The following is a 26,961-nucleotide window of genomic DNA, read 5'->3' on the forward strand; positions in this document are numbered from 1 at the left end:
CAGCCTGTGCGGTGCGGCTCGGCCTCAGCCGCCGAGCCGCATCCATGCGTCGGTGCGCACCCGCAGTCCGAGGCTCACCGCGCGCAGCACCATGAACAGGAAGTTGCAGGCCAGCCACAGCATCGCCAGACCCAGCGGGCCCGCCGGCATCCACCAGGCCACGAGCGCCGCACCGGGCATGATCGCGAGCGCGATCACCGAGCCGACCTTCGCGAGGTAGGGGGCGTCCCCCGCCCCCATCAGCACCCCGTCCAGCACGAACACGTACCCGGCGATCGGCTGGGTGATCACCAGCACCCACAGCGCGGCGCGCAGGCTCTCCTGCACCGCGGGATCCGGGGTGAACAGCTCGGGCAGTACGTAGCTGCCCGCCAGCAGGATCACGGAGACCACCGCGCCGCCCAGCACGCCCCAGAGCATCAGCCTCCGGGTGACGGCGTGGACCGTGCGCGGATCCGAAGCGCCGAGATAGCGGCCGGTCAGGGCCTGCCCCGCGATCGCGAGCGAGTCCAGAGCGAGGGAGAGCATCGCGAACACGGTCGTGGCCAGCTGATGAGCGGCGAGCTGCACGTCGCCGAGCCGGGTCGCGACCACCGTCGCGGTGATCACCACGACGCGCAGCCCGAGAGTGCGCACGAACATCGGCACCGCGTCCCGGCCCACGGCCACGAGGTTCGAGACGTTCAGCCCGAGCGGGATCTGCTCGTCCAAGGCCCGGCGCACGATCACCCCGAGCAGCACCAGCGCCATTCCCCACTGGCACACGATGGTGCCGATCGCGGAACCGGCGATGCCGAGGTCGAGCCCGAAGATCAGCACGGCGTTCAGCGGGATGTTCGCCAGCGCCCCGCCCACCGCCACGATCAGCGGCAGCTTCGCATCCTGCAGCCCCCGCACGAGCCCGGTCGCGGCCTGCACGGCGAGCATCGCGGGCAGTCCCCAGGCGCTGATCTGCAGGTAGACGAGCCCCTCGGCGAGCACCTCGGGGGAGGGGCCGAAGGCATCCAGCAGCGGCTCACCGGCCAGCAGCAGGCCGAGGGTGGACAGGACGCCCACGAGCAGCGCGAGCCAGCACGCGTCGATGCCGCGGCTGATCGCCTCGCGATGGCGGCCGGCACCGAAGGCGCGCGCCACGGCGGCGGTGGTGGAGTAGGCCAGGAAGATCGCCAGGCCCACGATCGTGGTGAGCACCGTGGAGGCCAGGCCCAGTCCGGCCAGCGAGGTGGTCGAGACCCTGGCGATGAAGCTCGAGTCCACCAGCAGGAACATCGGCTCGGCGATCAGTGCCCCGAGGCTCGGGATCGCCAGGCGCAGGATGTCGCGGTCGACCGTCCGCCGCGCACGCTCCTCGCGCGGTCCGTCAGCAGCGCTCATCGTCGCAGCAGACCTCGCGGGTGCGGGGCGTGAACGGGCCGAGCGGCGGCGCGGGCGGGGAAGGCGGGAAGGGAGGGCACTCGTCCATTGTGCGACGAGGGTTCCGACGTTCGTCGGATCCTTCCGTCCAGGAACCCGTGAGAGAGTGCGCGCGGAGGACATGACGCTCGTTCCCTGCGCGGGACGGCGGGGCAGTACCTCCCCGTCGGAGACGATCCCCTGAGGAGCAGGATGAACCGCCTGGCCACGCTGAGCCTGAACAACCGGTCCTTCATCGCACTGGTCTGCATCGCCGTGTCGATCATCGGCGTGTTCATCATGACCACGATGCGCCAGGAGCTCATCCCGTCGGTCTCCCTGCCCCAGATCCAGGTGATGACCACCGCACCCGGCTCGAGCTCCGAGCAGGTGCGCGACCGGATCACCGGGCCCGTCGAGCAGTCTCTCAGCGGGCTCGAGAACGTGGAGGGCACCTCCTCGAGCTCGCAGGCCGGCATGTCGATGGTCACCGTCGAGCTCACCTACGGCAGCGACGTGGCGCGCGCCTCCAACCAGGTCGACGCCGCACTGTCCCGCATCGAGGGTCAGCTGCCGGAGGACGCGGACCCGCAGGTCATCTCCGGCGGCACGAGCGACCTGCCGGCCGTGGTGCTGTCCGTCTCCTCGGACCTGGACCCCTCCGAGCTCGCCTCCCGCCTCGAGTCCTCGGTCACCCCGGAGCTGGAGCGCGTCAGCGGGGTCTCCTCCGTCGCCGTGATCGGTGCCCCGCAGGAGATCGTCGAGATCACCCCCGATGAGGATGCGCTGGCCGAGAACGGCCTGACCGAGAACGACATCACCACCGCCCTGGACGCCCACGGGCTGTCCCTGCCCGGGGGTTCGGTGACCGACGGCGACCGCACCCTGGACGTGGTGCTGGGCCAGAGCGTGGAGTCGCTCGAGAGCCTCGAGCAGATCGTGCTGATGCCCGCCGAGGGCGGGGAATCGGCTCAGCAGGACGAGCAGGGTCAGGACGGCCAGGCCGCCCCGGGCGCCGACGGGCAGATGCCGCAGCCCGATGCACAGCCGCAGCAGCCGGCCGAGCCGGTCACCCTCGCCGAGGTCGCGACCGTCGAGCGCACCACCCAGGAGGCCACCTCGATCTCCCGCACCAACGGGCGCGAGTCCCTGGTGCTGATGGTCACCGCGACCGTCGACGGCAACGTCGTGGACGTCTCCGAGGACGTCGAGAGCGTGCTCGCGGAGCAGCTGCCCGGCGTCGGCGGCAGCGCCGAGGCCGATGTGGTCTTCGACCAGGCGCCCTTCATCCAGGAGTCGATCCTCGCGCTCGCCGAGGAGGGCCTGCTGGGCCTGCTCTTCGCCGTCGGCGTGATCCTGCTGTTCCTGCGCCGGGTGCGCCCCACGGTGGTCACCGCGATCTCGATCCCCACCTCGCTGCTGATCGCCTTCATCGGCATGTACGTCACCGGGTACACGCTGAACATGCTCACCCTCGCGGCGCTGACGATCTCGATCGGCCGCGTGGTCGACGACTCGATCGTGGTGATCGAGAACATCACCCGCCACCTCGCCTACGGCAAGACCAAGCGCCGGGCGATCCTCGACGGCGTCGCGGAGGTCGCCGGCGCGATCACCGCCTCCACGCTCGCGACCGTGGTGGTGTTCCTGCCCGTCGCCGTGGTCGCGGGCATGGCCGGGGAGCTGTTCCGGCCCTTCGCGCTCACCGTCGGCATCGCGATGATGTCCTCCCTGCTGGTGGCGCTGACGATCGTGCCCGTGCTCGCGTACTGGTTCCTCAAGGTGCCGAAGGGTCATGAGGAGGTCGACCCCGACGATGCCGCCGAGGTCGCCGCGATCCGCGAGCAGGCGGAGGCGAAGGAGGAGGGCACCTGGCTGCACCGGATGTACGCCCCCGTGCTGCGCCTGGTCCTGGACACCCTCCCGCGCCGCCTGCTCACCGTGGGCGCCTCGATCCTGGTGCTCGTGGGCACCGTGTTCCTGATCCCGCTGGTGAACGTCAACTTCCTCGGCGACACCGGCCAGAACATCGCCTCGCTCACCCAGACCCTCCCGGCGGGCACCGACCTCGAGCAGTCCTCCGAGAAGGCCACCGAGTCCGAGGAGGCGCTGCTGGAGATCGAGGGCGTCCAGACGGTGCAGACCACCATCGGCGGCGGACAGTTCGGCTTCGGCGGCGGCAGCGGGAACGAGGTCAGCTTCTCGATCACCACCGACCCCGACGCCGACCAGCAGGCGCTGCTCGACGAGATGGTCGCCGCGCTCGAGGAGCTGCCGGAGCCCGGCACGATCGAAGCGGCCGACATCGCCTCGCCCACCGGCTCGAACTCCGTGGACATCCTCATCACCGGCCCCACCGCCGACGCCCGCCAGGAGGCGAACGACGCGCTCCTGGCCGAGCTCGACCCGGTCCCCAGCGGTGTCTCCGAGGTCACCAGCGACCTGCAGGCCGATCAGCCCACCGCCGTGGTGACGGTGGACCGCGAGGCCGCCGCGCAGCTGGGGCTGACCGAGGAGGCCGTGATCGGCATGGTCGCCCAGCAGATGTACCCCGGCGCGGTCGGCACGATCACGCTGGACGACAACGAGCTGGACATCCACGTCGCCACGGGCGACGGCATCGAGACCTTCGACCAGCTGCGGGACATCCAGCTGATGGGCTCGATCCCGCTCGAGGACGTCGCGAGCGTCGAGGAGGAGCTCTCACGCCCCTCGATCGCCACCCAGGATAGCCTGGAGACCGTCACCGTGTCGGTCACCCCCGAGGGGGAGAACGTCTCGCCCGCGACCGAGGCCGCGAACGCCGCGATCGAGGCTGCGGAGCTGCCCGAGGGCGTCGAGGCCACCGTGGGCGGCACCGCCGCGGACATCGACGAGACCTTCGGCCAGCTCGGCGTCGCCATGCTCGCCGCGATCCTGCTGGTGTACGTGCTGCTGGTGTGGATCTTCAAGTCGCTGATCCAGCCGCTGATCCTGCTGGTCTCGATCCCCTTCGCGGCGACCGGCTCGTTGGGTCTGCTGCTGATCACCGGGGTGCCGCTGGGCCTGCCCTCGATGATCGGTCTGCTGATGCTGGTGGGCGTCGTGGTCACCAACGCGATCGTGCTGATCGACCTGGTCAACCAGTACCGGCGCGCGGGCATGAGCCTCGACGAGGCGCTGCACGAGGGCTCCGCGAAGCGCCTGCGCCCGATCCTGATGACCGCCGCCGCGACCATCTTCGCGCTGATCCCGATGGCGCTGGGCATCACCGGCAACGGCGGGTTCATCGCCCAGCCGCTGGCCGTGGTGGTCATCGGCGGCCTGATCTCCTCGACGCTGCTGACCCTGGTGATCGTGCCGGTGCTCTACCGCATGGCCGAGGGCCCGGGGGAGCGCAGGCGCCTGCGCGAGGAGGCCGCCCAGGCCGAGCTGCGCGAGAAGCGCGCGAAGGCCGAGGCGCAGAAGCGTGCCCAGCAACGCGCCCAGGAGCGGACCGCCACCGCAGAGACCGCCCAGGGTGCCGCCGTGACCACGGCTCCGGCGACCGATGATCCCCGCGGCTCGCTCAAGGAGCGCGGCGGCATCGTGGGGATCGTCAGGCGTCGGCTGGGCCGGGGCTGACGTGACGGGCGGGGCGGCGCCGAGCCCCGCCCCCGTCGCCTACCATGCGCACCATGCCCCAGCCGCGCCTGCGTCAGCGCTTCACCGATCTGCTCACCCGCGGGTGGTCGGTGCGGATGCGCGTGCTCACGGTGATGATGGCGTTCATGGCGGTGGGCCTGGCGGTGACCGGCGTGCTCACCTACGCGGCGCAGTTCCGCGCGCTCGAGCAGCGCATCAACGCCGAGCTGTGGCAGGAGCACAGCGAGCTGATCCTGATCGCCGAGGCGACCGATGAGGCCGGCGGCCCGGCGCACACCACGGTGGAGAGCGTGCTGCTGCAGGCCACGGAGTCCGCGGCCCCGTCGGACTATGAATCCGTGATCACCTTCCTCGATGACGAGCCGCTCTACCAGCCGCAGGCGCAGGACTTCGCGATGCTGCCGCGGGACTCCCCGGATTCCCCGCAGGTGCGCGATAAGCTGCTGGCGGCCCATCAGCCGCAGAGGTCGGTGATCGTGCCGCTCGAGGCGCATGGCCGGGACCTGCAGGTGCTGATCGCCTCGGTGAACGTCGAGGGGGACCAGGCGCAGGGCGTCTTCGTGGTCGCCAACGACATCGGCGCCCAGCGGCGCGACCTGTGGCAGAGCGTGTTCACCTTCGCGGCGCTGTCCGTGATCACCCTGCTGATCGCCGGCTGGGTGGGGTACGTGGTGACGGGGCGGCTGCTGCGTCCCCTCGAGGATCTGCGCTCGGCCACCGAGCAGATCACCGTCGAGGATCTCGAGTACCGCGTGCCCGTCCCCGATGAGCGGGACGACATCGCCGCGCTCGCGCAGAACTTCAACCGGATGCTCGCGCGCATCCAGGCGGGTTTCTCCGAGCAGCGCCGGTTCATGAGCGATGTGGGCCATGAGCTGCGCACACCGCTGACGATCGTGCGCGGCACCCTGGAGACCACCGATGTCGACGACGTCGAGGACGTGCGCGAGGCCCACGGCATCGCGATCGAGGAGCTGGATCGGATGGGGCGCGTGGTCGGCGACCTCTCGGAGCTCGCGGCCTCCACCCGCCCCGACTACGTCAAGCCCCGTCCCCTGGACCTCGCGGCCTTCACCCGCTCCGCCTTCGCCCGCATCGAGCACATCGCCCCGCGCGACTGGATCCTCGCCCGGAGCGTCGACGTGGTGGCCGACGCCGACGAACAGCGCCTCACCCAGGCGGTCGTCCAGCTGGCCGCGAACGCAGTGCGCTACAGCGAGGAGGGCAGCCGGATCCGCTTCGGCGTGGACCGGGTGCTGGGACCGGAGGGCCCCGAGATCCACGTGAGCGTGCAGGATGAGGGCATCGGCATCGAGCCCGAGGATCAGCGGCGCATCTTCGAGCGCTTCACCCGAGTGGACGGCAGTCGCGGCTCCGGCACGGGCCTGGGGCTGCCGATCGTGCTCGCGATCGCCGAGGGTCACGACGGTGTGGTGCGCCTGCTGTCCCAGCCCGGCCGGGGCTCGACCTTCACCATCGTGTTCCCGCAGTTCGCCGCCGGGGACCGGGCCGAGACGGACGGTGAGACCCCGTCGGCCCCCGCAGGCGATACTGGCACGGAGGGGCCCGGCCCCGCACAGACCCCCACCGCATCCAGGAAGGACCAGGCATGAGGATCCTCATCGCCGAGGACGAGGCGCGCATCGCACGGTTCATGGAGCGCGGGCTGAAGGCCAACGGCTACGCCTCCACGGTGGTGGAGGACGGCATCTCCGCCCTCGACCTCGCCTCGAGCGGCGACTTCGACCTGCTGATCCTCGACGTGGGACTGCCCCGCATGGACGGCTTCCAGGTGCTGAGGGCCCTGCGGGCGATGGACGTGCAGATCCCGATCCTGATGGTCACCGCCCGCACGGGTGTGGACGACACCGTCCAGGGGCTCGAGGGCGGCGCGAACGACTACATCGCCAAGCCCTTCCGCTTCGAGGAGCTGCTGGCCCGCGTGAAGCTGCGCGCCCGCGAGGCCAGCGCGGGAGCGGGCAGCGTGAGCGCGGACGTGCTCGAGCTGGGGGACCTCTCGCTGGATCTGCGCTCCAGGATCGCGACCTGCACGGTGGACGGCGAGACCCGCTCGGTCGAACTGTCCTCGCGCGAGTTCACGATGGCGCGCGTGTTCCTGGAGAACCCCTCCCAGGTGCTCACCCGGGACCTGCTGCTGTCCAAGGTGTGGGGCTACGACTACGACGGCGCCTCGAACGTGGTGGACGTGTACGTGGGGTACCTGCGCGGCAAGCTCGGCGCGGCGCGCCTGGTGACGGTGCGCGGCGCCGGCTACAAGCTGGTCGATCCCACCGCATGAGCTGCTGCGTCGCAGGTCACCACCGTGATGAGAGAGCCCTCATGGCGCCTTCACCGACATCTCATCGCAGGTGGCGATGATGCCTGACATGAAGACTCTGCGGGTGATCGGCATCCTCGCGGTCATCGCGCTCGCGGTGATCGCGGTGACCGTGCTGCCCTCGTCCGACGGCCTCCCGGCCGCGCGGGAGGGCATCGTCGTGGGCGAGAAATCTGCTGCCGGGGACCGCTCCGCCGCCGTGGAGCAGGGGGCCGACGGGGGCGCGATCGCACTGCCCGAGGCCAGTGCTGCAGGCGGCACGCCATCCGAACCCGAGGTGGGCACCATGGAGGCCGAGCCCTCACCCACGCCGGCGCCGAAGCCCGCCCCGGCCCCTGCGCCGAGCGGCGGGGACTCCGGCAGCTCCTCCACCAGCAGCTCACGCACCGCCGAGCCACAGCCCACGCGTCCCTCGGGCGTGTGCGAATGGGACGACGGCGAGCTCGACTGCGATGACGACGATGACGATGACGATGATGACGACGATGATGACGACGACGATGACGACTGAGCGGCGCCGCGGCGCCTGACTCCCACCGCACCCGTCGGCCGGGCCTCCGGCCCCGACGGCCCCGACCTCAGGCGGGCACGCCGAGCCGCGCGAAGGCGCTGCGGAAGATCGTCAGCCCGTCCAGCCCGGGCAGTTTCTGGATCCGCTTGTCGAGCTTGTCCATCTCGTCGCCGTGGCCGCCGAAGAGGTGGCCCATCACGTGCCGCACCTCGGACTCGTCCATCATGCCGCTGCCCACGGGCTTCCAGACCCGGGACATGACCATCCGCACGATTTTCTGCGCTGTCTGGGAGGCCTCGAGCCGCTCACGGCCCTGGGTGGTGTAGAACGCGACGTGGCGGGTCTCCTGCTGGGCGATGCGCTTCAGCAACGGGGACAGGGCGGGGTGATCGGTCATCGCGGAGAGCCGACGGTAGGCCGCCACCGCGGAGAGCTCGTTGGCGGCGCCCCACACCATGTGCACGGCCACGAAGTCGGTGCCGGCGAGGTTGGTGAGCACCGACTGCTTCAGCGGGCCCAGCGCCCCCATCCAGCCCAGCTTCTCCCGCTTCGCCTTCACCTCGTCGTAGTCCACGATGATCCCGTGGCGCGCCAGGACCATCGACAGCGCCTCGCCGTGCCAGAACTCCTCGCGGTTCCACATGGTCATGAAACCGCCGGCATCCTCCTCGCGATGGGAGGGGGTCACGAGCAGATCCCGCAGGAAGCAGGAGGTGTGGTACTCGACGTCGCACATGTAGCGCAGCGAGCGCAGCGTCTGGGCGTCCAGGGGCTGCGACTCGAAGGTGTCGAAGTCGAGGTCCTCGTACTTGACGGGCACCGAGGTCTGTGCGAACTGCTCGAGGTCGAAGGCCATGTCATCCTCCTCGCGGCAGTGAGCTGAGGTGTGGGTCCGGAAGGTCTGGGCCGGGCAGTAGGCGCGTGACCTCGAACCGGGCGCGCCGGAGAGCGGCGCGATCGGCGGCGGTCTCGCCGAGGATCCGCAGCGCGGCGGACAGGTCCGGATCGGGCACCCCGCCTCCTGCGAGTGGGGAGCCCAGAGCCAGCACCAGGCGGGCAGCAGCGGCCTCGCGGCGCGATCGGTTCACCCGGGCGATCGCCTCGGCGGTGAAGAAGTCGACGGAGGCCTGATGACGCTCCGCCACCAGTTCGAGGACCCGGCGGGCCTCCCCGTCGAGCCGCTGTGCGAGGAGCAGCAGTGCCGCCTGCAGGGACGCTTCCTGGATCGCCATCCGCGCCATGTGCCCGGCGGGGACGGCCTCGCCGCCCAGGCCCGTCCACAGCGGGCTCAGCAGCGGCTGGAGGCGATCGATGTGGATCCTGCGCAGCACGTGCACGGGGCGGGGCCGGGACCGGGGGACCGGCCGGACGGTCGGAGCGTCCCCGGTGAGCACATCCCGCAGGGCGCGGGACTGCCAGAAGCGGTCCACCATCCAGGTGGCGAGGAAGGCGGTGATCCGGGCCTCGTTGCCGGTGGTCGTCGAGAGCATCGCCCGGGACTCCGCGAGCGCCGAGGACTCCAGGCGCTGCAGCACGCCCAGCGCCAGGCGCTCCTGCGGTCCGAGCGGTGCCTCGGCCACGAGCAGTGCGGTGTCCACCTCGAGCCGGGAGGAGCCTCGGCGCACGTAGGCGTCGACGTCGACGTCGGTGCGCAGCACGGGGGTGACGGTGCGATCGAAGTGGAGATGCCCCGCGAAGGGCCCGCTGCGGGGCTGCGGCAGCGGCAGCTCGGCGGGGCGCAGGGCGGCCCGGAGGCGACCCAGGTCCGGATCGCGGCATGAGGATCGGGGGTCGGGGGAGGGGACGACGAGGTCGTGGGGCTCCCTGCCAGATCCACTGCCACAGTCCACCTCTTCTGCTCACCTGGCCCGTACGGGCCTCGGTCATTGTACGGAGGACAGGTGTTCATGTGCTGATCGGGCCGTGCTTGGTAAGTTCAAGGCTGTGATCACTCCCGGTGCCTCCTCGCTCCCGGGCCCCGACAGTGACATGGTCGGCCACGACCTTCCGGACCTGGGTCGCCTCCGGGCCGCCCTGCGCCCCGCCGAGCTGCCGCTGCCGCACCCCCGCAGCGTGCTCGAGGCGGCGCACCGCGCCTGGGATCTGCTCCACGCGGAGCACGCCCGCGATGCCGCCCGCCTGGTCGAGGAGTTCCGTACGGCACAGGCCCCCTCCTCGCACCGCTTCCACCTGTTGCGCGCAGGCCTGCACGCCGCGCTGCTCAGCGCCGATCCTGCACGGATCGAGCGCGCGCTCACCCCGATCGTCTCCCTGCTGCACCGCCAGGGCTTCGCCTCCCAGGCCGCGGCGACGGTGTCCGTCCTGCTCGAGCGGTGGCCCTCGGAACGCGGTGCGCCGAGTACGGCGCGCGAGGCGCTCAGCCGCTCCGGCGTCGGCCGCCGCCGTGGCCGCACCCCGGAGGCGCCCCCGGAGATGCTCGTGGTGGTGCGAGCCTTGGAATGGCCCGCGCTCGCCGCCCCGCGCCGTGCCGTCACCGATCCGCGGCGCGATGCCGCGCGGCTGAGGGCCGCGCTGAGCGCACTGCCCGCAGTGCGCGAGCAGCTGCTGGTGGATCCGGAGCGCGAGCTGCGGGTGCGCCTCGCGCAGGCGCTCGAGGGCGCCGGTGATCCTGCCGCGGCGACCACCGCGGCGCTGGACCTGCTCGAGCTCGTCGAGGAGCAGCAGACCGAGTCCGAGCAGCCCCCCATGGACCCCCTGCGCAGCGTGATCGCGGCACATGCGGTGCTGGCCCGCACCCTCTTCCGCGAACGGCCGCTCCCGGCCGTGCACCATGCACTGGAGGCACTGGAGTCGCTGCATGACGTCGAGGATCCGCCGCTGCGGATCGGCCTGATCACCTCCCTGCTGGAGGCCCTGATGGCCGCCGGCGCCACCTCCCAGGCTTCCTTCACAGCGGGCCGGCTGGCCTCCCTCCAGCGCACCCTGGGCCGGGACTCGCTGCGGATCGCGCCGTTGCTGGCGGTGGCCGCGCAGCGCGTGCAGGCCGAGCGCTATGACGCCGCCCAGGTGCCGCTCGAGCAGGCCCGCGCCATCGCCCGGGAACAACGGGATCACCATGCGCTGCTGGAGGCCTCGCGCCTGGCAGCGAGCATCCACGAGCGGCGCGGCGACCACGCCTCCTCACTGGTCGAGCTGCGCCAGATGGCCTCCCACGCCCGCTGGCTGGCCGACGACCTCGAGACCCCCACCTCCGCCCAGGGCGAGCTGATCCGCACCGAGCTCGAGGCGAACGCACTGATGATGCGCCGTGCGCTGGATCTCGGGCGGCTCGACCCGGTGGTCGCGGCCGTGCGCGCGATCGAGCGCCGCACTCGCGAAGGGGGCGGGGGAGCGCCGCTGCCGGCCGAGTTCCTGTGGGACCACCGGGTCGATGCGCGGGTGGGACTGTTCCTCGCCACCGGCGATGCCCACGCGCGGGAGGTGCCGGGGGTCTCGGCCGAGGACTGCGAGCTGCGCCGCCGCGAGGCGATGCAGGCGATCGACGAGATGCCCGCCGGCCACGACCAGCGCGCCCGCTACTGGGCCACCTACCTCGATGACCGCCACGCCCACCTGCTCGCGGCCCGCGGCGAGACGGGGCGGGCGAAGAAGGCTGCCCGGCGCGCCCACGAGGGCTGGCAGCGCCTGGGGATGGAAGAGGACGCCGCACGGGTCGCGGCCCTGCAGGCGGCGCTCAAGGGCGCCTGAGCGCAGGTCACCGCTCGGAGCGCCGGGTGCGCGGCTCGCGCGCGGCCCCACGGCTCTCAGCTGCCGTCGGCCGCCCGCATCGTGGTGCGCAGCACCTTGATGACTGCCTCCGGATCCGTCCCCGGGTTCACGAAGGCGAGCCGCAGTGCGATCTCGCCCCGGAACGCGGTGGGCACGCACAGCAGAGTCCCCTCCTTCGCCAACCGCTGCGACCAGCGGCGATAGGCGGCCGGGGCCCAGCCGGGCCGACGGAACACCACCACCGACAGCTCGGGCTCGGCCAGCAGCTCCAGGTGCTCGGTCTCCTCGATCGCGCGCGCCACCGTGCGGGAGGAGGCCAGGCAGCGCTCCACGGCCGCGGTGTAGGAGGCGGTGCCGTGCGTGGCCAGCGAGTACCACAGCGGCAGGCCACGGGTACGTCGCGAGAGGTGCGCGGCCAGGTCCGAGGGGTTCGACTCCCCGCGGTCGATCGAGTCGAGATAGGCGGCGTGCTGGGAGTGCGCGGCAGCGGCCGGGCGCGGGTCCCGGTACAGCAGTGCGCAGCAGTCGTACGGCGCGAACAGCCACTTGTGCGGGTCCACGATGAAGGAGTCGGCCTGCTCGATGCCGGTGAAGCGCTCCCGCACGCTCGGGGCGGCCAGCGCCGCGCCGCCGTAGGCGCCGTCCACGTGCACCCAGGCCCCGTGACGGTGCGCGGCCTCGACCACCGAGGCCAGATCGTCCACGATCCCCGCGTTGGTGGTGCCCGCGGAGGCGACCACCGCGCAGATCCGGTCATCGGCGGCGAGCACCTCCTCGAGCGCCTCCCCGGTGAGATGGCCGCGATCATCCACGGGCACGCTCACCACGTCCATGTCCAGCAGGCGTGCGGCCGAGGAGATCGAGGAGTGCGCGGTCGAGGCGCAGGCCAGAGCCCAGCCGCCCTCGGGCCGGCGCCCGCGCCGCTGCAGCGCGTGCTCCCGGGCGGTGGCCAGCGCCGAGAGGTTCCCGTGGGTGCCTCCGGCCACGAACACGCCCGCGGACTCCTCCGGCCAGCCCAGCAGGTCCGCGAGCCAGCGCAGCACCTGGTTCTCGGCGAAGATCGCGCCCGCGCCGTTCTCCCAGATCCCGCCGAACACGTTCGCGGCCGAGACCACGGTGTCGAAGGCGACCGCGGCCCGGGTGGGCGCGGCGGGGATGTAGGCGAGGTTCATCGGATCCTCGGCCGAGCGCGTCGCCGGCAGCAGCACCTGGTCGAACAGCTCCATCGCGCGTGCCGCGCCGATGCCGTCCGCGGTGATCGTCTCGCCCACATCCGCCTGCAGCTCCGCGGCGCTGCGCGCGGTGGTCTTGGGATCGGTGGCGACCGTGGTGTGGGAGGCGGCCCAGTGCAGCGCGATGCTCACCGCCTCGCTCTCATCGCCCCAGATCGGGGAGGGCGGCCGGTGGCGTTGCAGGGCCTCCGAGGCGTCGGAGAAGGCGCTGCGCTCCGCCGAGGCGGTCGCGGCATCCGGGAGGGCGGGGGCGCTGTGGTCGGGTCACGTCCAGCATGGTCGCATGCGGGCGGCCGACGGGGACCCCTGACAGCTCGGCCCCGCCTGCCGTACCGTGGAGGCAGAGGCCGGAAGGAGCCCGAGATGAGCCCCGAGTACGAGGAGCACGTCTACGGCCCCGAGGAGCGGATCGCCGTGCGCGACAATGCCGCGGCGGACCGCTACGAGGCGGTGCGCGGTGGGGACGTGGTGGGCATCCTCCTGTACGAGCGCAGCGCCGGCGCATCGAGCTGATCCACACCGTCACCGATCCCGCTCACCGCGGCGAGGGAGTGGCCTCGGTGCTGGTGCGCACCGTGCTGGCAGAGGCCCGCGCGATCGAGCTGCCGGTGCTGGTGATCTGCCCGTTCATCGAGAGCTGGCTGCATCGCCACCCCGAGCAGTCCGTCGGAGTCGTGGCCGAGGATTGAGCGCCGCGGGCGGCCCGCTCCGCACGTATCAGGAGTAGCGTTCGAGCATGGACTCCCTCGACGTGCTCCGAGACCTCGCCTCCCGCCCCCGTCACGCGGCCGCAGCCCTGCGCGGGCGCCTCGATCCCAGCATCCTCAACGCCCGCCCCGGCGGGCACGACAACTCCGTGGCCTGGCTGCTGTGGCACTCCGGCCGCGAGATCGACGTGCAGCTCGCCGACCTCTCCGGTGACGAGCAGGTGTGGACCTCGCAGGGCTTCGACCAGCGCTTCGACCTCGGTGAGCTCGGCGACTCGGTGGGCTACGGGCACAGCCCCGCCGGGGCCCGCCGCATCATCATCGAGGACGGCCCGGACCTGCTGGACTACGTCGACGCCGCGCTCGCCGCGCTCGAGGGCTACCTGGGCACTCTCCCCCCCGCCGATCTCGACGACGTGATCGACGAGCAGTGGGACCCGCCCGTCACCCGCGGCGTGCGCCTGATCAGCATCGCCGATGACGCCATCCAGCACCTCGCCCAGGGCGCCTACGTGCTCGGGATGCCGCAGCGCGGATGAGCGCGGCGCAGCGGGCGCGACGCTCCCTCCCCACCGGGCCCGCGCCCACCGCCGCGAAGATCACGTCCCGACGGTCAGGCGGGGTTCCTACACTGGCCCGGTGACATCCACCGAAGCCTTCGACGCCGGACCCGACCGCGGCCTGGAGCGCACCCCTCCCCAGGACCTCCCCGCCGAGCGGGGCGTGCTCGGCGGCATGATGCTGTCCAAGGACGCGATCGCGGACGTCGTCGAGACGGTCCGCGGCAACGACTTCTACCGCCCCGCCCACGAGATGATCTTCGAGGCGATCATCGACCTGTACGGGCGCGGCGAACCGGCGGACCTCGTCACCGTCTCCGATGAGCTGACCAAGCGCGGCGAGCTGGCCCGGGTGGGCGGCGGCGCCTACCTCGCGGACCTCATCGACATGGTCCCCACCGCCGCGAACGCCGGCTACTACGCCGAGATCGTGGTCGAGCGCGCCCAGCTGCGTCGCCTGGTCGAGGCCGGCACCCGCATCGTCCAGCTCGGTTTCGCGGCCGACGGCGGCGAGGTGGACGAGGTCATCAACGAGGCGCAGGCGCAGATCTACGCGGTCACCGAGCGCGGCCAGAGCGAGGACTTCCTGCCGCTGGGCGAGGTGATCGACGAGACCCTGAACACGATCGAGGCCACCCAGAACCGCGGCGGCCAGGTCACGGGCGTGCCCACCGGCTTCGCCGAGCTCGATGAGCTGACCCAGGGCCTGCACGGCGGCCAGATGATCATCTTCGCCGGCCGTCCCGCCATGGGTAAGACCACGCTCGGCATGGACGTGCTGCGCTCCGCCTCGATCCACAACGGCCAGACCTCGGTGATCTTCTCCCTGGAGATGGACAAGACCGAGATCACGATGCGTCTGCTCTCGGCCGAGGCGCAGGTGCCGATGAACCGCATGCGTGACGGGTCGATGGACGATCGCGACTGGCAGGCGATGGCCCGTGCGATGAGCCGTATCGCCGATGCGCCGCTGTTCATGGACGACTCGGCGAACATGTCGCTGATGGAGATCCGGGCGAAGTGCCGCCGGCTGAAGCAGAAGCACGATCTCAAGCTCGTGGTCATCGACTACCTGCAGCTGATGAGCTCGGGCAAGAAGGTCGAGTCCCGTCAGCAGGAGGTTTCGGAGTTCTCCCGTGCCCTGAAGCTGCTGGCCAAGGAGATCGACTGCCCGGTCATCGCGATCTCGCAGCTGAACCGAGGCAGCGAGCAGCGCACGGACAAGACCCCGATGATGAGCGACCTGCGCGAGTCCGGCTCGATCGAGCAGGATGCCGATGTCATCCTCCTGATCCACCGCGAGGACTACTACGAGAAGGAGTCCGCGCGCGCCGGCGAGGCGGACCTCATCGTGGCCAAGCATCGAAACGGCGCCACCAAGACGATCCCGGTCGCCTTCGAGGGCCACTACTCGCGCTTCAAGGACATGGCCCACTCCGGAGGCGGCGGCTTCAGCGGCTGAGGCGGTCGACTCGCCGCGCCCGGTCAGGCGTCGGCGAACGGTTCGCCCGCTACGTGTTCGGCGAGCAGCGACTCGGCCTCCGTGAGATCGCTCCGCGTGACCGGAGCGTCGAGCAGCGGATGCATGCCGCCGCGCCAGAGGCGGACGCCGCCCGTGCGCCACACCATGAGCCCCGGTGCGGACAGCGGGGCCGACGAGTGGACGAGGTGGGCGCGCCGGGCCCGCAGAGTGCCCTCCTCCGGATCTCGCAGGGGCGGCATTTCAAGGGCTCGAAGCATCGAGTCTCCTGCCGATCCGCGATGGTCGCGCACATGCCACGAGCGTTGGCGCAGGTCTTCGGCGAGGCCGGGCAGCTCGGGCCCGGGCAGGGCGAGCACCTCGCCGTCGCGGAGCTGCGGCGCGGCGCCCGGCCCGAACGCCCGGGCGGTCAGCTCGGCGAGGCCGGCGGTCACAGCGCCGAGCGGGCCGACCGGCGGCTCGTCGAGCCATCGCAGCTCCTCCCCGGGTGCGATCGCGGCGCGGGCGAGCACCTGGTCCTGACCGTCGACGCCGGTCATCTCGAACCAGGCCTCGGCGGTGTCGGTGCTGCTTGCCCTGCCGAAGAACATCGATGGTGCCTGGGCCTCCGACGGATCGTCGTCCGGCCAGCGGGTGAACCACCTCGAGCCGTCCCCGACCCAGCGGCGCAGCACGGCGCCCAGCTCCCCCTCGTGGCAAATGCCGAGGACGGCCGCGCCGGGGCGCAGCAACCCGGCGGGCGCGTCCGAGGCCGAGGGCCAGGGCTCCCAGACACCTTTCGCGTTCATTGAGCCTCCCTGAAATAACCCTCAGTCGATCTTCGCAATCATGCCGTCAGCGTATAGAGATGCGACACGCTTTCCTTTGGTGTCCTTAAGTTTCCAAGCGCGATCTCCATGCCCGGCCGTGTCCTTATCGATCGACCAGGCTTGCCCGCGGCTCTCTTTGTAGCCGGTCTTTGTCTTCACCGGAAATGCGGCTCATCGCATTTGAGGGTGTAGCCAGGGTCTGAAGCCGCCTGATTCGAGGAGGCTGCGGGCGATGTAGTTGGTGAGATTCCGGAAGCCGAGGGCCGAACCGCGGAGTTGCTCAAGCCGGCCGTTGATCGCCTCGGTGGGCCCGTTGCTGGTGCCTGGGCGATCGAAGAACGCCAAAATGTCGTCAGCGCGTCCGGTCAGCGTCCGGCCGAGCTTTCCCAGCTCGACGAGGTTGTCTGGGACCTTCGCTCTGAGGGCCGCGATGACCTTCTCCATCATCATTCTGGCTCTGGTCCGGTCGGGTTCTCGATAGGCAGCGATCATGGCCTGGTAGATCTCCCAGGTCGCGCGGTCATCCTGATCGCCTTCTCCCCGGTGGTCTCGGGCTCGGAGACCGCGATGATCCCGGGTGTGGACTTCGCCTGGTTCCCGCTGTCGAACCCGGCGATCATCTCGGTGCCGCTGGGCTTCTTCCTCGGCTGGCTCGGCTCGGTCACCTCCCCGGAGACCAACGAGCTCAAGCAGGCCGAGATGGAGGTGCGCTCCATGACCGGGGCCGGCTCCGAGAAGGCCACCGTCAACCACTGAGCAGACGGCCCACCCCGGCCGGCGGCGTGCTGCCCGGTGGCGGCCGCCCGAGGTTCTGCGCCCTGAGGACCGATCCGGACACCGACACCGGTCCTCAGGGCGCAGAACTTCCTCTACCGGTGCCCGCCCGGCTCAGGCCAGGCGCAGCCCTGACTCGGCCCGCACCGCCCGGTCGTGCAGGTCGATGATCTGCTGCTCCACGGCCGACGGCGCCGGGCCCGTGCTCGCGAGCAGTCGGCACACCGCCACCTCCGAGGAGGCCTTCCGGTAGCGCTCCACCCAGGCGCGGTGCACCTCGTCCGCTGCGGTGCGGGTGCCGAGGTCCTCGAAGCGGTCCACCTCGATCCGCCACGGCTTCGGAGTCAGGCGCGCCCGGTAGGTGTCATGGACCCGGCACAGGATCATGTACAGCTCATCGCTGTGCACCTGCCCCATCAGCTCGCGCGCCCGCTGGCTCGCGGGACCGGCCCCGGTGCCTGTGATGATCAGGCGGAAGCCGTTGCGCGTGCGGTAGGTGCGCACCCCGAGTTCCGGGTGGCGGGCGGTGAAGTCGTCGATCAGGGCGAGGGTGCGGGCATGGTGCTCGCCGCGTCGTCCCGGGGAGCGCAGACCGAAGGCATCCGGGTCCCGTTCCTGCTCGCCGAGCTCCGCGCCGCGGCCGCCGCCGAACAGACGCGAGAGCAGCCCGCCGCCCGCGGTGACCACATCCTGCGGTGACGGGGCGACCAGGTCGACATCGCTGATCAGCACCGCATCGGTGTTCAGCACCGCGACTCCGTAGCGGTTGCGGGTGATCGCCGCGACCAGCGCGCCGTCGGGAGAGCGCACCTCCTCGAGCAGCTCCTCGGGCAGTCGCCGCAGCGGGTAGTACTCCAGCCCGCTGCGGCGCAGCTGCTCGGGACCGCCCGCCGCGATCAGTCGCTCCATGCGCTGCTCGGCGTCGCGCTGCGCCTCCTGCACGGAGATATCCGAGGCGCCGTGGATCGTCAGCGCGTACTCCTTCGTCTGCGGGAAGGAGACGGTGCGGCGAACGGTGGCCCAGTAGCGGGGGAGCGGCTGCATGCACCGACCGTAGCCTGCCCGCCTTCCGTGCGAGACACTGGGACGTATGACGTTCTGGGAAGGGCTGTGGTGGCAGATCGGCCTCGACCTGCCCGGAGCCGTCGGCGTGCTGCTCGCCTCGATCGTTCTCTACCTGGTTTTCACCACCATCCTGCAGGTGGCCGGGCAGCGGCTGAGTGCGAACCCCTCGGTGCTCTCGGTCGCCGTGATGGCGCTGCTGGGCGCGCTCACCGCCCGCGCGATCCTCGGCAACTCACCCACCCTGGTGGGCGGCCTGATCGCGGTGGCGACGCTGCTGGTGATGGAGTACGCGCTGGGCAGTGTGCGCTTCGGCGCCACCCGCCGCTTCGCGCTGCGCGGCCCGCGCCCCACCGTGGTGATGGTCCACGGGCACATGCTCACCTGGCAGCTGCGCCACGTGGGACTGCTGGAGGTCCAGCTGCTGGCCCAGCTGCGCCGGGCCGGGGTGCGCCACGTGGCGGACGCGGACCTGGTGATCATGGAGCCGCGCGGCGGCCTCACCATCGTGCGCCGCGGGGAGACCATCGACCGGCGCATGGTGCGGGACGTGCGCGGGATCGGGATCGTGCCGCGCTCGATCCTGCGCTGACGCGGTCCGGTCGCGTCGGCCATGCCTTCGCGCCAGGGCCGGCTCCGGCCCTCAACAGCCCGCTCGCGACCCACTTCCCGCGCGAATCTGGTTCGTGAGCAGGCTGTTGCGTGGGGACGGCCGGCGGGGCCCGACTACTGCAGCGACTCGAACTTGCGGATCCAGGCGGAGCCGACGGGGTTCGCGTCGGCCACCATGATCCCGAAGCGGTCCTCGGCGATCTCGGCGACCTCGGTCAGGGCCACGCGCCGCTCGTGCGCGGGGGAGTGGTCCAGGCGACGCACGCCGTCTGCGATGACCTTCGCGAAGGTGTCGGTGCGGCCCAGGAACGCCACGAACGGCATCCCGAACTTCTCCTGGTAGCGGGCGGAGAGGTCGCGCACCGCCTCGAGGTCCTCGTCGGTGAGGTTGTCCAGCGCGAAGGAACCCACGTCCTGGCTGATCGAGCCGGCCTGCTCCTCGTCGGCCGTGAGCAGGGTGGCCATGTCGGGGTAGGCGCGCACCAGGGAGTCCTGCTCGGCCCGCTCGGCGGTCAGCACCGCGTCCTCGATCGCGGCACGCAGGGAGGGGGCGTCGGCGAAAGGTCGCGCCTCCCATGCCCGCTCGAGCGGCCAGGTCGCGCCGTTGAACAGCGAGCCGAAGGTGGCCACGAAGGTCTCGCGGTCCATCTCGCCCACCTCCTCGATGCCGATCCGCTCGCCGCCCGCCGTGGTGGTGACCATCGCGCCGCGCTGACGGCCCAGGTGGAAGAACACCAGGTTCAGCCCGATCGCGCTGATCGCGCCCACGGTCACACCGGAGGAGACGAACACCTGCGCCCAGGAGGGGAACACCCCGGCGATGTCCGGCTTGAAGCTGACGAGCATCGCCAGGCCCAGCGAGGTGCCCACGATGACCGAGTTGCGGTTGTCGGTCAGGTCCACCTTGGACAGGGTCTGGATGCCCACCAGCGCCACCGAGGCGAACAGCGCGAGCGAGGCGCCGCCGAGCACGGGCGAGGGGATCGCGGCGACCACGGCCCCCGCCTTGGGCAGCACGCCGAGCACGATCATGATCACGCCCGCACCGGCGACCACCCAGCGGGACTTCACGCGGGTCAGGCGCACCAGGCCGATGTTCTGTGCGAAGCAGGTGTAGGGGAAGGAGTTGAGCACACCGCCCAGCAGGGTCGAGAGGCCGTCGGCCCGGATCGCCTCGGAGATGTTCTTGGGGCGGATCCGCTTGCCCACGATCTCGCCCGCGGCGAAGACGTCACCGGTGGTCTCCACCATCGTGATCAGCATGACGATGCACATCGAGATGATCGCGGTCAGCGAGAAGGTGGGCACGCCGAAGTAGAACGGGGTGGTGACCCCCAAGGCGGAGGCCTCGGTGACGCCGCTGAAGGAGGTGTCGCCCAGCAGCACCGCCACGCCCGTGCCGATCACCAGGCCCAGCAGCACCGCGATCGTGCCCAGGAAGCCGCGGAAGAACCGCTGCACCAGCACGATGATCGCGAGCGTGCCCAGCGCGTACAGGATGTCGCGCGTGGCGGGGGTGCCCTCGGCGTAGTTGGTGATGTCCCCGGCGGAGACGCCCAGCAGGGTGATGCCCATCGTGGTCAGCACGGTGCCGATCACCACCGGCGGGAAGAACCGCAGGATCTTCGCGAAGTAGGGGGCGACCAGGAAGGTCAGCAGGCCCGCCACGATGATCGAGCCGTAGATCATCGGCAGGCCCTCGGCGCCGCCCTCGCCGCCGGTGGCCGCCAGGCCGATCGCGATGATGGGGCTGACCGCGGTGGTGGTCACGCCCTGGATGATCGGCAGGCGCACGCCCACCTTCCAGAATCCCACCGACTGGATCAGCGTCGCGATGCCGCAGGTGAACAGGTCCGCGTTGATCAGGTGGATGGTCTGCTCGGGAGTGAGGTTCAGCCCTCCCGCGATCAGCAGCGGAACGATCACCGCCCCGGCGTAGAAGGCCAGCACGTGCTGGATCGAGAGCACGCTGAGCTTCCCGGCGGGAGGCACCTGGTCGACGGGGTGCTTGCGAGGTGCGTCGAGCGCGGGGGAGGCGGTGGTCATGGAGGTCCTTGGGATGCGTCGGGCGCGGGGCGCCGACGGGGGTGAGGAGGAGGGGCCGACGAGCGGTCCGCGCACCAGGGTAGGCCTCTGCGGTGCGGCGCGAGCACCCCGTCCCTGCGTGAGATGGGACAAGATGGCAACAGGTGGAATCCGTGCGGAGGACGGGGTAGAAGGGGAGCGTGACCGCTTCCCCTCCTCGTGACCACACGCCCACGCGCGTCCCTGCCCGCACCACGGCGATCGGCACGGCGCTCGCCGTGCTCGCGATCGCCACCATCGCCCTGAACCTCCGCCCCGGCGCGACCAGCGTCGGCCCGCTGATGGAGGATCTGGTCGCCGCCTACGGGCAGGGCGCCTTTGCCGCGGGGCTGCTGACCGCGCTGCCGTGCCTGGCCTTCGGCGTGCTGGGCCTGCTGGCCGTGCCGATCTCGAGCCGCGTGGGCCTGACCGGTGCGCTGGTCGCCTCGTTCGTGCTGGTCGCGATCGCGCTGCTGCTGCGCCCCGTCTCCGGGGTGTTCTCGGTGTTCGTGGCCCTGTCGGTGCTCGCGCTGCTGGGACCGGCCCTCGGCAATGTGCTGGTGCCGGCCTGGATCAAGCTGCACGGCGGCGCCCGCACGGTGGGCCTGATGACGCTGTACAGCGTGATGCTCGCGATCGGCGGGTCGGCGGGATCGGCCCTCGCGGTGCCGCTCGCGGGCGGCGTGGCCGACGGCTGGCAGGACTCCCTGCGCTTCTGGGGGATCGTGGCGGTGGTGCCGGTGCTTGTGTGGGCGGTGGTGCTCACCCGCACCGGGCACGACTTCCCGCCCGCCCCGCCCAAGGGCGAGCTGAGCGGCTCCCTGCTGCGCTCGCCCACCGCGATCGCGCTGATGCTGACCTTCTCGATGCAGTCGCTGAACGCGTACACGCAGTTCGGGATGCTCCCGCAGATCCTCACCGATGCGGGAGTCACCCCGGCGCGGGCGGGGGTGCTGGTCGCCATCATCGCCGGCTGGGGCCTGGTGGGCGGTCTGGTGATGCCCAGCGTCATCGCGAAGGTCCGCCAGCTGCGCTGGATCGTGGCCGGCTTCGGTCTGCTCACCACGGCCGGGTACGTCGGCCTGCTGCTCGCGCCCGAGGTGAGCCCGCTGCTGTGGGCGTGCGTGCTCGGCATCGCCGGATTCGTGTTCCCCACCTCGATCGCGCTGCTGCCCGCCCGCACCCGGAACCCGCTGGTCACCGCGCGGCTGTCCGGGATGGCGCAGCCCTACGGCTACATCCTCGCCGCGGCGGGACCGATCGTGGCCGGTGCCCTGCTCGGCGCCACCGGGTCCACGGACGTGGTGCTGTGGTTCCTCGCCGGGACGGGCCTGGTGATGGCGGTCTCGGGCTACCGTGCGGCGCTGCCGCGGATGGTGGACGACGAGATCTCCGCCTGATCCTCACCCCTGCGTGCCCGGGGTTCCGTGGCAGGATGCTCCCATGAGCCTCGTCCGCACCCTGCGCATCCTGGCCTCCCAGCGGCCCACCACGCCCCCGCGCTCCGTCGCGGCACCCGCGCGCGTCCAGCGCCCCCGCCACGGCCACGTGCCGGTCACCTGGATCGATCGGGAGCTCTCGGGTGCCGGGACGATCGTCCACCTGCACGGAGGCTCCTACCTCAGTGGTGAGAGCCCGCAGTCCTGGGGCTGGCTCGAGGAGGTCGCTCGGCGCTCCGGCGCGGCGGGCGCGATGATCCACTACCGCCTCGCCCCGCGCCACCCCTTCCCGGCCGCGATCGAGGACGTGCTGCGCGCCCTGGACGCGCTCACCACCGCGGCGCAGCTGCGGCCCGGCCGCTGGGTGCTCTCGGGGGAGGGCGCCGGTGCGGGTCTCGCCCTCGCGGTCGCGCAGGTCCTCGCCGACGAGGCGCTGGACTCCCCGGCCGCGCTGCTGCTGGAGTCCCCGTGGGCCGATCTGAGCCGTGAGGACCACGGTCGCGAGGAGCTGCTCACCGCCGCTCGGCTGTACGCCGGGCCGGTGCCGCGCACGGAGCCGCGGCTCAGCCCCCTTCACGGCGACCTCTCCGCGCTGCCGCCCGTGCACCTGGTCAGCGGCGCGCTGGACGCGATGACCGGGGACGCCCGGCGACTGTCCTCGGCGCTGACCGCGGCGGGCGCCGAGCACGACCACCTCGAGATCCCCGGAACGGGCGGCGCGGTGGCCACGAACGAGCAGGGGCCCGGCTCCCAGCAGGCGCGGCGCTTCCAGATCGCCGCGGTCCGCACGACCCTCGGCCTCGACGATCCCGCCCCTGCCCCCGCCGCTCACTGAACCCAGCCTCGAGCGTTATTCTGACCCCATGGAGCGCAGTGAGCCTGTGACCTGGGACGGAACGTCCCCGGCGGTGGAGTCGATCCGTGATGCGGTGATCGAGCACAGCGCCGCTGGTGCACTGCGGTTGGTGCTGCAGCGCCTGACGCTGCACCGGGAAGGACGCCCCGCAGGTACCCACGAGGTGATCGACGCGATCGTCGACGTGGGCGGGAACCTCGTGGTGATGCCCCTGGCCGAGACGGTGCGCGCCGATCCGGCGTCCTCCTCCGCCCTGGATGCGGGATTCGCCCGGCTGCGGGCGGATCTCGAGGCGGATCTGGGCACCACGGTGGACTCCCTCGAGGTGATCACCAACGCCGACGGCACCCGTCAGGTGCGGTTCGTGCTCTCGGTCGAGGTCTCCCCCGAGGAGGTCACCGGCAGGCCGCCGCACCCCGCCGTGCATGACGGCCGCCACCACATCTCCCATCACGCCCCGGCCCTGGACGATCTGCGCGACCGCATGGCGGGCCCGCCGCCCGGCCTGCTGCAGCGGCTGCGCGACCGGCTCGCCGGCCTCCGGCGCACCTCAAGCTGAGCATCAGGCTGAGCAGAGCCGGCCGATTCTGCGCGGAGCCGCAGTGGCCCCGAGCCGCTATCTTTCCGCGACCGCCGGCGCGGGCCGCATCCCGTCGGCCGTCGCGCCCGGCAGCTCGACCCCGATCGCCGTCGCGAGAGTCACCCCGAGATCCGCCCATGAGCCCGCCACCGGCGCGGCGGGCAGGCCCGGCCCGCGGGCGAGCGCCACGGCGGCGGCCGACGGGTCCGAGACCATCGCCGGGCCTGCGTAGTACGGATCGTCCCCCTCGACCAGGGGACGGTGCGTGGCCGAGAGCCCGAAGACGGTGCCGGGGCTCCCCTCGAGCACCGCGATCACGTCGGTCTGCTCGGTGGCCCCCACCCCGTCGTCGACCGGACGCAGGGTCAGCCGCACGTGCGCGGCCAGCTCGCGCAGCGCGGTGATCGTCATCTCCCGCAGCGCCACGCCCTCCTCACGGCGCACATGGACCACGCCGCGCGGACCGTCGGGCCACACCAGCGCCCGGAAGTCCGCGAGCCGCGGGCCGTCTGTGCGCAGCAGCCCGTGCGCCGCGAGCGCCGCATTGGGATGCACCAGCAGCGCCGTGGGGACCAGCGGCCGGCCGGGCACCAGCAGCACCCGGTCCTGGTCGGTGGGGCGGAAGGCGGTGACGATCTGCTCGAGCGCATCGGCGCTGTCGAGCATCGCCCGCTGCACCGCGCCGGTCTGCGCTTCCTGCGCACGCTGGACGGCGCCCAGGCCCGTCAGCCGCGCCGCGAGCAGGTCGATGGGTCCGTTCTCGAGGGCCTCCGCCGCGATCTCGGCGACCAGGTCATCGGGCGGGACCTGGGAGAGCTGCACTCCGGCCTCGCGGCGCGGCTCCAGATGCTCGCGCACCATCCGTGGGGAGCTGGTGGACAGCGCCATGTCCCAGCGGTTGCGGTAGTGGCGCAGATCCTCCACCAGGGGCAGGCACAGGTCGATCTCGGCGCCCGCGGTGGCGGGCCACTGCAGCGCCGCTGCCACACCGCCCTGTGCGCGCAGACCGTCGAACAGGGTGGGGGCGGCCATCGAGCGCGCATACCAGGTGGAGCGGCTCTCGGGGCTCTCGGGCGGTAGGGGATCGGCGGTGGCGACGCCGGTGTGAGCCACCGACGCGCCCGTGACCAGGCTCGCCAGCGCCGGCGGCGGCTCCGACGGGCCGCCGGGGTGGATCGTCAGCGGGGTCGCGTCGGCCAGCGAGGTGCACACCAGCAGCGGATGGGGTGCGCCCTCGCCGTCGGGAGAGGCCTGCAGCGCGGCGGTGTCGAGACCGTCGATGGCCAGCAGCAGGGTGCGGCCGGGTTCCATGGCGCTCCTCCTGGGTGGTCTCGACGTCGGTCAGAGCACCGTAGTGAGGGCGACTGGCCGGGGTGCGAGATCGCGGTGAGCACCGGGTCGACGCGAGATGAACAGCCTGTGCGCACGGCCGGTCGGCGCCGCGGGCGTTCGTGGGGGAGTCGCGTCGCGGGGAGGGGTCAACGCAGCTCGGGCTCGGTGGGATCGGCGCGACCGGTCTCCGCATCCAGGCGGCGCCGGATCGTGGCGGCGCTGTCGCGGTCCTGCCGGGTGGCCTTGTCCACCAGCGGCCCCGTGTCCAGATCCGGCTCCTCGGGCTGGAGCACCAGCCACACCACCGCCCCGATCGTCAGCAGCAGGAAGACCGCTCCGAGGATCAGCAACAGCGGCCAGGAGAAGGGGACCGGATCCCAGAAGGGATCGCCGACGAACGCCAGCAGCTGCACGGGCCCTCCCTCCGGATGCGCGGCACGGTCCCGGCCGAGCGCCGGGGCCGCAGAGATCCACGTCAGCATAACGCCGTCCCGGATCCTGCGGTTATGCTGGGAAAATCATGGCTGACGTTATAGTCGGGCGCTTCGCGCTCATCGACCTGATCGCCAAGGGCGGTTCCGGGTCCGTCTGGCGTGCCTGGGACTCCAAGGCCCAGGAGCTGTGCGCCGCGAAGGTGCTGCGCCAGCGCGACTCCGCCGACCTCATGCGCTTCGTGCGCGAGAAGGGCGTCAGCTTCGACCACCCGCATCTGCTGACCCCCTACGGCTGGGGCGCCGAGGACGAGCACGTGGTGATCGCGATGCCGCTGGTCTCGGGCGGCACCCTCGAATCCGTGGTGCGCAAGCGCGGAAAGCTCGCCGAGCCCGCCGTGGTGGTCATCCTCGACCAGCTGCTGGACGGTCTCGCCCATGTGCACGCCGAGGGCTGGATCCACCGCGACGTGAAGCCCGCGAACATCATGTTCGAGCCGCGCGGCGGCGCCCATCCCGCCTCCCGCCTCGCGGACTTCGGCATCGCAGTCCACGAGTCCGATGTGCGCTTCACCCACGTCGGCATGGTCAACGGCACCCCCGGCTACATGGCCCCCGAGCTGTTCTCGATGGCCGAGCCCGCCCCCTCCCACGACCTCTACGCGGCCGGGGTGGTGGCCCTGGTGGCGCTCAACGGGCCGATCAAGCTCCATGACGGCGCCTTCCGCCCCGACGAGCTCAGCCAGTACCTGCGCGGTGTCACCCCGAAGCTCTCCGCGGTGATCCGCCGGCTGGTCGCCGCCCAGCCGGAGGACCGCTACCAGGACGCCGCCGCGGTGCGACGGGACCTGCCGCGCGTGCCGCAGGGCTACCCCCTCACCCACGCCGACGGCGCGCCGCTCGAGTTCCACGACACTCTCGAGCCGCTGCCCGAGAACGCTCCCGGCGCCGCCCGTCCCGAGCGTCCCGCGCCCCAGGTCGCGCCCTCCTCGCTCGAGGCGATCCGGGCCGGGCAGGTGCAGCAGGGCTTCAGCTCCGGCTCCCCCTCTCCGCAGACGGGACCGCAGTGGGCCCGCCAGACCCCGCCCGGCGGTCCCGTGCACTCCGGGCCGCAGTTCTCCCCGCATCCCGCCACCGCCACGCAGACCTCGACGGGTCCCACCGGCGGCAGCGGCGCGGGACACCGCAGCACGCTGATCGCGGTGGGGCTCGGGGTGGTCGCCGCGGTGGTGCTCGGCGCGATCACGGCGGCCGTGCTGCTGATGATCTTCGGTGACGGCAGCGGCGCGTCGGCGTCGGCCGCGAGCGTCCCGCCCGCGAGCGCGCCGACCACGCACAGCCTGGTGCTCGAGCACCAGCCTGCGGCGCTCACCGAGCCGGCGATGCCCGCGAGCGACGCTGTGCCCGCAGGACCCGGCGCCGTCTGAGC

24 protein-coding genes and 2 pseudogenes are annotated in these 26,961 nt (G+C 71.9%); 15 read left to right on the forward strand and 11 right to left on the reverse strand.

The genetic code is table 11. The annotated features are described in order from the left end of the window. Positions 1-24 precede the first annotated feature (24 nt). Positions 25-1,374: an MATE family efflux transporter gene (locus BN4251_RS03670; protein WP_087483787.1), complete on the reverse strand. Its 1,350-nt coding sequence runs from the start codon at positions 1,372-1,374 to the stop codon at positions 25-27. A 231-nt stretch (positions 1,375-1,605) separates the two neighbouring features. On the opposite strand from BN4251_RS03670, the gene BN4251_RS03675 reads away from it, so the two are divergent. The 4 genes from BN4251_RS03675 (at position 1,606) to BN4251_RS17910 (ending at position 7,865) form a co-directional block, all read left to right on the forward strand. Next, complete coding sequence (locus BN4251_RS03675) at positions 1,606-4,995, forward strand: efflux RND transporter permease subunit (protein WP_087483788.1); 3,390 nt, start codon at positions 1,606-1,608, stop codon at positions 4,993-4,995. 53 nt (positions 4,996-5,048) lie between these two features. Next, positions 5,049-6,629: a sensor histidine kinase gene (locus BN4251_RS03680; protein WP_087483911.1), complete on the forward strand. Its 1,581-nt coding sequence runs from the start codon at positions 5,049-5,051 to the stop codon at positions 6,627-6,629. Next, entirely contained in the window at positions 6,626-7,315 is a 690-nt protein-coding gene (locus tag BN4251_RS03685) for a response regulator transcription factor (RefSeq protein WP_087483789.1), read from the forward strand. Before BN4251_RS03680 ends, BN4251_RS03685 begins: the two co-directional genes overlap by 4 nt. An 88-nt stretch (positions 7,316-7,403) precedes the next feature. Beyond that, positions 7,404-7,865, forward strand: coding sequence for a hypothetical protein (locus BN4251_RS17910; RefSeq protein WP_140398381.1), 462 nt, complete (start codon positions 7,404-7,406; stop codon positions 7,863-7,865). A 67-nt stretch (positions 7,866-7,932) separates the two neighbouring features. Here BN4251_RS17910 and BN4251_RS03695 read toward each other — a convergent pair whose 3' ends face one another. Together BN4251_RS03695 and BN4251_RS03700 are read right to left on the reverse strand one after the other, a co-directional pair. Then, on the reverse strand, positions 7,933-8,721 hold the full coding sequence (locus tag BN4251_RS03695) for a ferritin-like domain-containing protein (RefSeq protein WP_087483791.1): 789 nt from the start codon (positions 8,719-8,721) through the stop codon (positions 7,933-7,935). A 1-nt stretch (position 8,722) separates the two neighbouring features. Further along, complete coding sequence (locus tag BN4251_RS03700) at positions 8,723-9,523, reverse strand: hypothetical protein (protein ID WP_245810180.1); 801 nt, start codon at positions 9,521-9,523, stop codon at positions 8,723-8,725. Positions 9,524-9,809: 286 nt separating this feature from the next. Here BN4251_RS03700 and BN4251_RS03705 point away from each other — a divergent pair, with 286 nt between their 5' ends. Continuing rightward, the gene (locus tag BN4251_RS03705) at positions 9,810-11,573 is read left to right on the forward strand and encodes a hypothetical protein (RefSeq protein WP_087483792.1); all 1,764 of its coding nucleotides are present in this window, start codon (positions 9,810-9,812) and stop codon (positions 11,571-11,573) included. A gap of 56 nt (positions 11,574-11,629) precedes the next feature. Here BN4251_RS03705 and BN4251_RS03710 read toward each other — a convergent pair whose 3' ends face one another. Next, complete coding sequence (locus BN4251_RS03710; protein WP_087483793.1) at positions 11,630-12,958, reverse strand: pyridoxal phosphate-dependent decarboxylase family protein; 1,329 nt, start codon at positions 12,956-12,958, stop codon at positions 11,630-11,632. Between the two features lie 231 nt (positions 12,959-13,189). Here BN4251_RS03710 and BN4251_RS18585 point away from each other — a divergent pair, with 231 nt between their 5' ends. From BN4251_RS18585 to dnaB, 4 genes are all read left to right on the forward strand, one after another. Next, positions 13,190-13,339, forward strand: a complete 150-nt coding sequence (locus tag BN4251_RS18585; protein WP_245810181.1) for a hypothetical protein — start codon at positions 13,190-13,192, stop codon at positions 13,337-13,339. Positions 13,340-13,377: 38 nt separating this feature from the next. Continuing rightward, a complete protein-coding gene (locus tag BN4251_RS18590; RefSeq protein ID WP_245810182.1) occupies positions 13,378-13,515 on the forward strand; it encodes an N-acetyltransferase in 138 nt (45 codons plus the stop codon). 47 nt (positions 13,516-13,562) lie between these two features. Further along, positions 13,563-14,072, forward strand: a complete 510-nt coding sequence (locus tag BN4251_RS03725; protein WP_087483795.1) for a mycothiol transferase — start codon at positions 13,563-13,565, stop codon at positions 14,070-14,072. Between the two features lie 100 nt (positions 14,073-14,172). Next, complete coding sequence (gene dnaB, locus BN4251_RS03730; RefSeq protein WP_087483796.1) at positions 14,173-15,555, forward strand: replicative DNA helicase; 1,383 nt, start codon at positions 14,173-14,175, stop codon at positions 15,553-15,555. 23 nt (positions 15,556-15,578) lie between these two features. Here dnaB and BN4251_RS03735 read toward each other — a convergent pair whose 3' ends face one another. The 3 genes and pseudogenes from BN4251_RS03735 to BN4251_RS03740 all read right to left on the reverse strand — a co-directional run. Next, positions 15,579-16,361, reverse strand: coding sequence for a hypothetical protein (locus tag BN4251_RS03735; protein WP_087483797.1), 783 nt, complete (start codon positions 16,359-16,361; stop codon positions 15,579-15,581). Between the two features lie 21 nt (positions 16,362-16,382). Beyond that, on the reverse strand, positions 16,383-16,541 hold the full coding sequence (locus BN4251_RS18185; RefSeq protein WP_170931816.1) for a hypothetical protein: 159 nt from the start codon (positions 16,539-16,541) through the stop codon (positions 16,383-16,385). Between the two features lie 12 nt (positions 16,542-16,553). Then, a pseudogene (locus tag BN4251_RS03740) lies at positions 16,554-16,949 on the reverse strand (transposase); the annotation flags it as partial. On the opposite strand from BN4251_RS03740, the pseudogene BN4251_RS03745 reads away from it, so the two are divergent. Beyond that, a pseudogene (locus BN4251_RS03745) lies at positions 16,893-17,138 on the forward strand (cation acetate symporter); the annotation flags it as partial. The pseudogenes BN4251_RS03740 and BN4251_RS03745 overlap by 57 nt on opposite strands. A 132-nt stretch (positions 17,139-17,270) precedes the next feature. Here the strand turns inward: BN4251_RS03745 and BN4251_RS03750 are convergent. Continuing rightward, positions 17,271-18,200, reverse strand: coding sequence for a hypothetical protein (locus BN4251_RS03750; protein WP_087483798.1), 930 nt, complete (start codon positions 18,198-18,200; stop codon positions 17,271-17,273). A gap of 46 nt (positions 18,201-18,246) precedes the next feature. Between BN4251_RS03750 and BN4251_RS03755 the strand changes: the two genes are divergently transcribed. Next, on the forward strand, positions 18,247-18,810 hold the full coding sequence (locus BN4251_RS03755) for a DUF421 domain-containing protein (protein WP_087483799.1): 564 nt from the start codon (positions 18,247-18,249) through the stop codon (positions 18,808-18,810). Between the two features lie 134 nt (positions 18,811-18,944). Here the strand turns inward: BN4251_RS03755 and BN4251_RS03760 are convergent, their stop codons facing one another. After that, positions 18,945-20,876, reverse strand: coding sequence for a solute carrier family 23 protein (locus BN4251_RS03760; protein WP_087483800.1), 1,932 nt, complete (start codon positions 20,874-20,876; stop codon positions 18,945-18,947). Positions 20,877-21,055: 179 nt separating this feature from the next. On the opposite strand from BN4251_RS03760, the gene BN4251_RS03765 reads away from it, so the two are divergent. From BN4251_RS03765 to BN4251_RS03775, 3 genes are read left to right on the forward strand one after another with little or no spacing between them, the layout of a single operon-like run. Further along, the gene (locus BN4251_RS03765) at positions 21,056-22,294 is read left to right on the forward strand and encodes an MFS transporter (protein ID WP_140398382.1); all 1,239 of its coding nucleotides are present in this window, start codon (positions 21,056-21,058) and stop codon (positions 22,292-22,294) included. Between the two features lie 43 nt (positions 22,295-22,337). Further along, complete coding sequence (locus tag BN4251_RS03770; RefSeq protein WP_087483801.1) at positions 22,338-23,168, forward strand: alpha/beta hydrolase; 831 nt, start codon at positions 22,338-22,340, stop codon at positions 23,166-23,168. A 28-nt stretch (positions 23,169-23,196) separates the two neighbouring features. Beyond that, positions 23,197-23,748: a hypothetical protein gene (locus BN4251_RS03775; protein WP_140398383.1), complete on the forward strand. Its 552-nt coding sequence runs from the start codon at positions 23,197-23,199 to the stop codon at positions 23,746-23,748. A 57-nt stretch (positions 23,749-23,805) separates the two neighbouring features. On the opposite strand, the gene BN4251_RS03780 is transcribed toward BN4251_RS03775, so the two are convergent. Together BN4251_RS03780 and BN4251_RS03785 are read right to left on the reverse strand one after the other, a co-directional pair. After that, positions 23,806-25,080: a phosphodiesterase gene (locus tag BN4251_RS03780; RefSeq protein ID WP_087483803.1), complete on the reverse strand. Its 1,275-nt coding sequence runs from the start codon at positions 25,078-25,080 to the stop codon at positions 23,806-23,808. 167 nt (positions 25,081-25,247) lie between these two features. Continuing rightward, positions 25,248-25,583: a hypothetical protein gene (locus BN4251_RS03785; protein ID WP_245810183.1), complete on the reverse strand. Its 336-nt coding sequence runs from the start codon at positions 25,581-25,583 to the stop codon at positions 25,248-25,250. A 38-nt stretch (positions 25,584-25,621) separates the two neighbouring features. Here BN4251_RS03785 and BN4251_RS03790 point away from each other — a divergent pair, with 38 nt between their 5' ends. Next, on the forward strand, positions 25,622-26,959 hold the full coding sequence (locus BN4251_RS03790; protein WP_087483804.1) for a serine/threonine-protein kinase: 1,338 nt from the start codon (positions 25,622-25,624) through the stop codon (positions 26,957-26,959). Positions 26,960-26,961: the final 2 nt, after the last annotated feature.

The sequence above is a fragment of the Brachybacterium massiliense genome (assembly GCF_900184245.1).
Lineage (GTDB): Bacteria > Actinomycetota > Actinomycetes > Actinomycetales > Dermabacteraceae > Brachybacterium > Brachybacterium massiliense.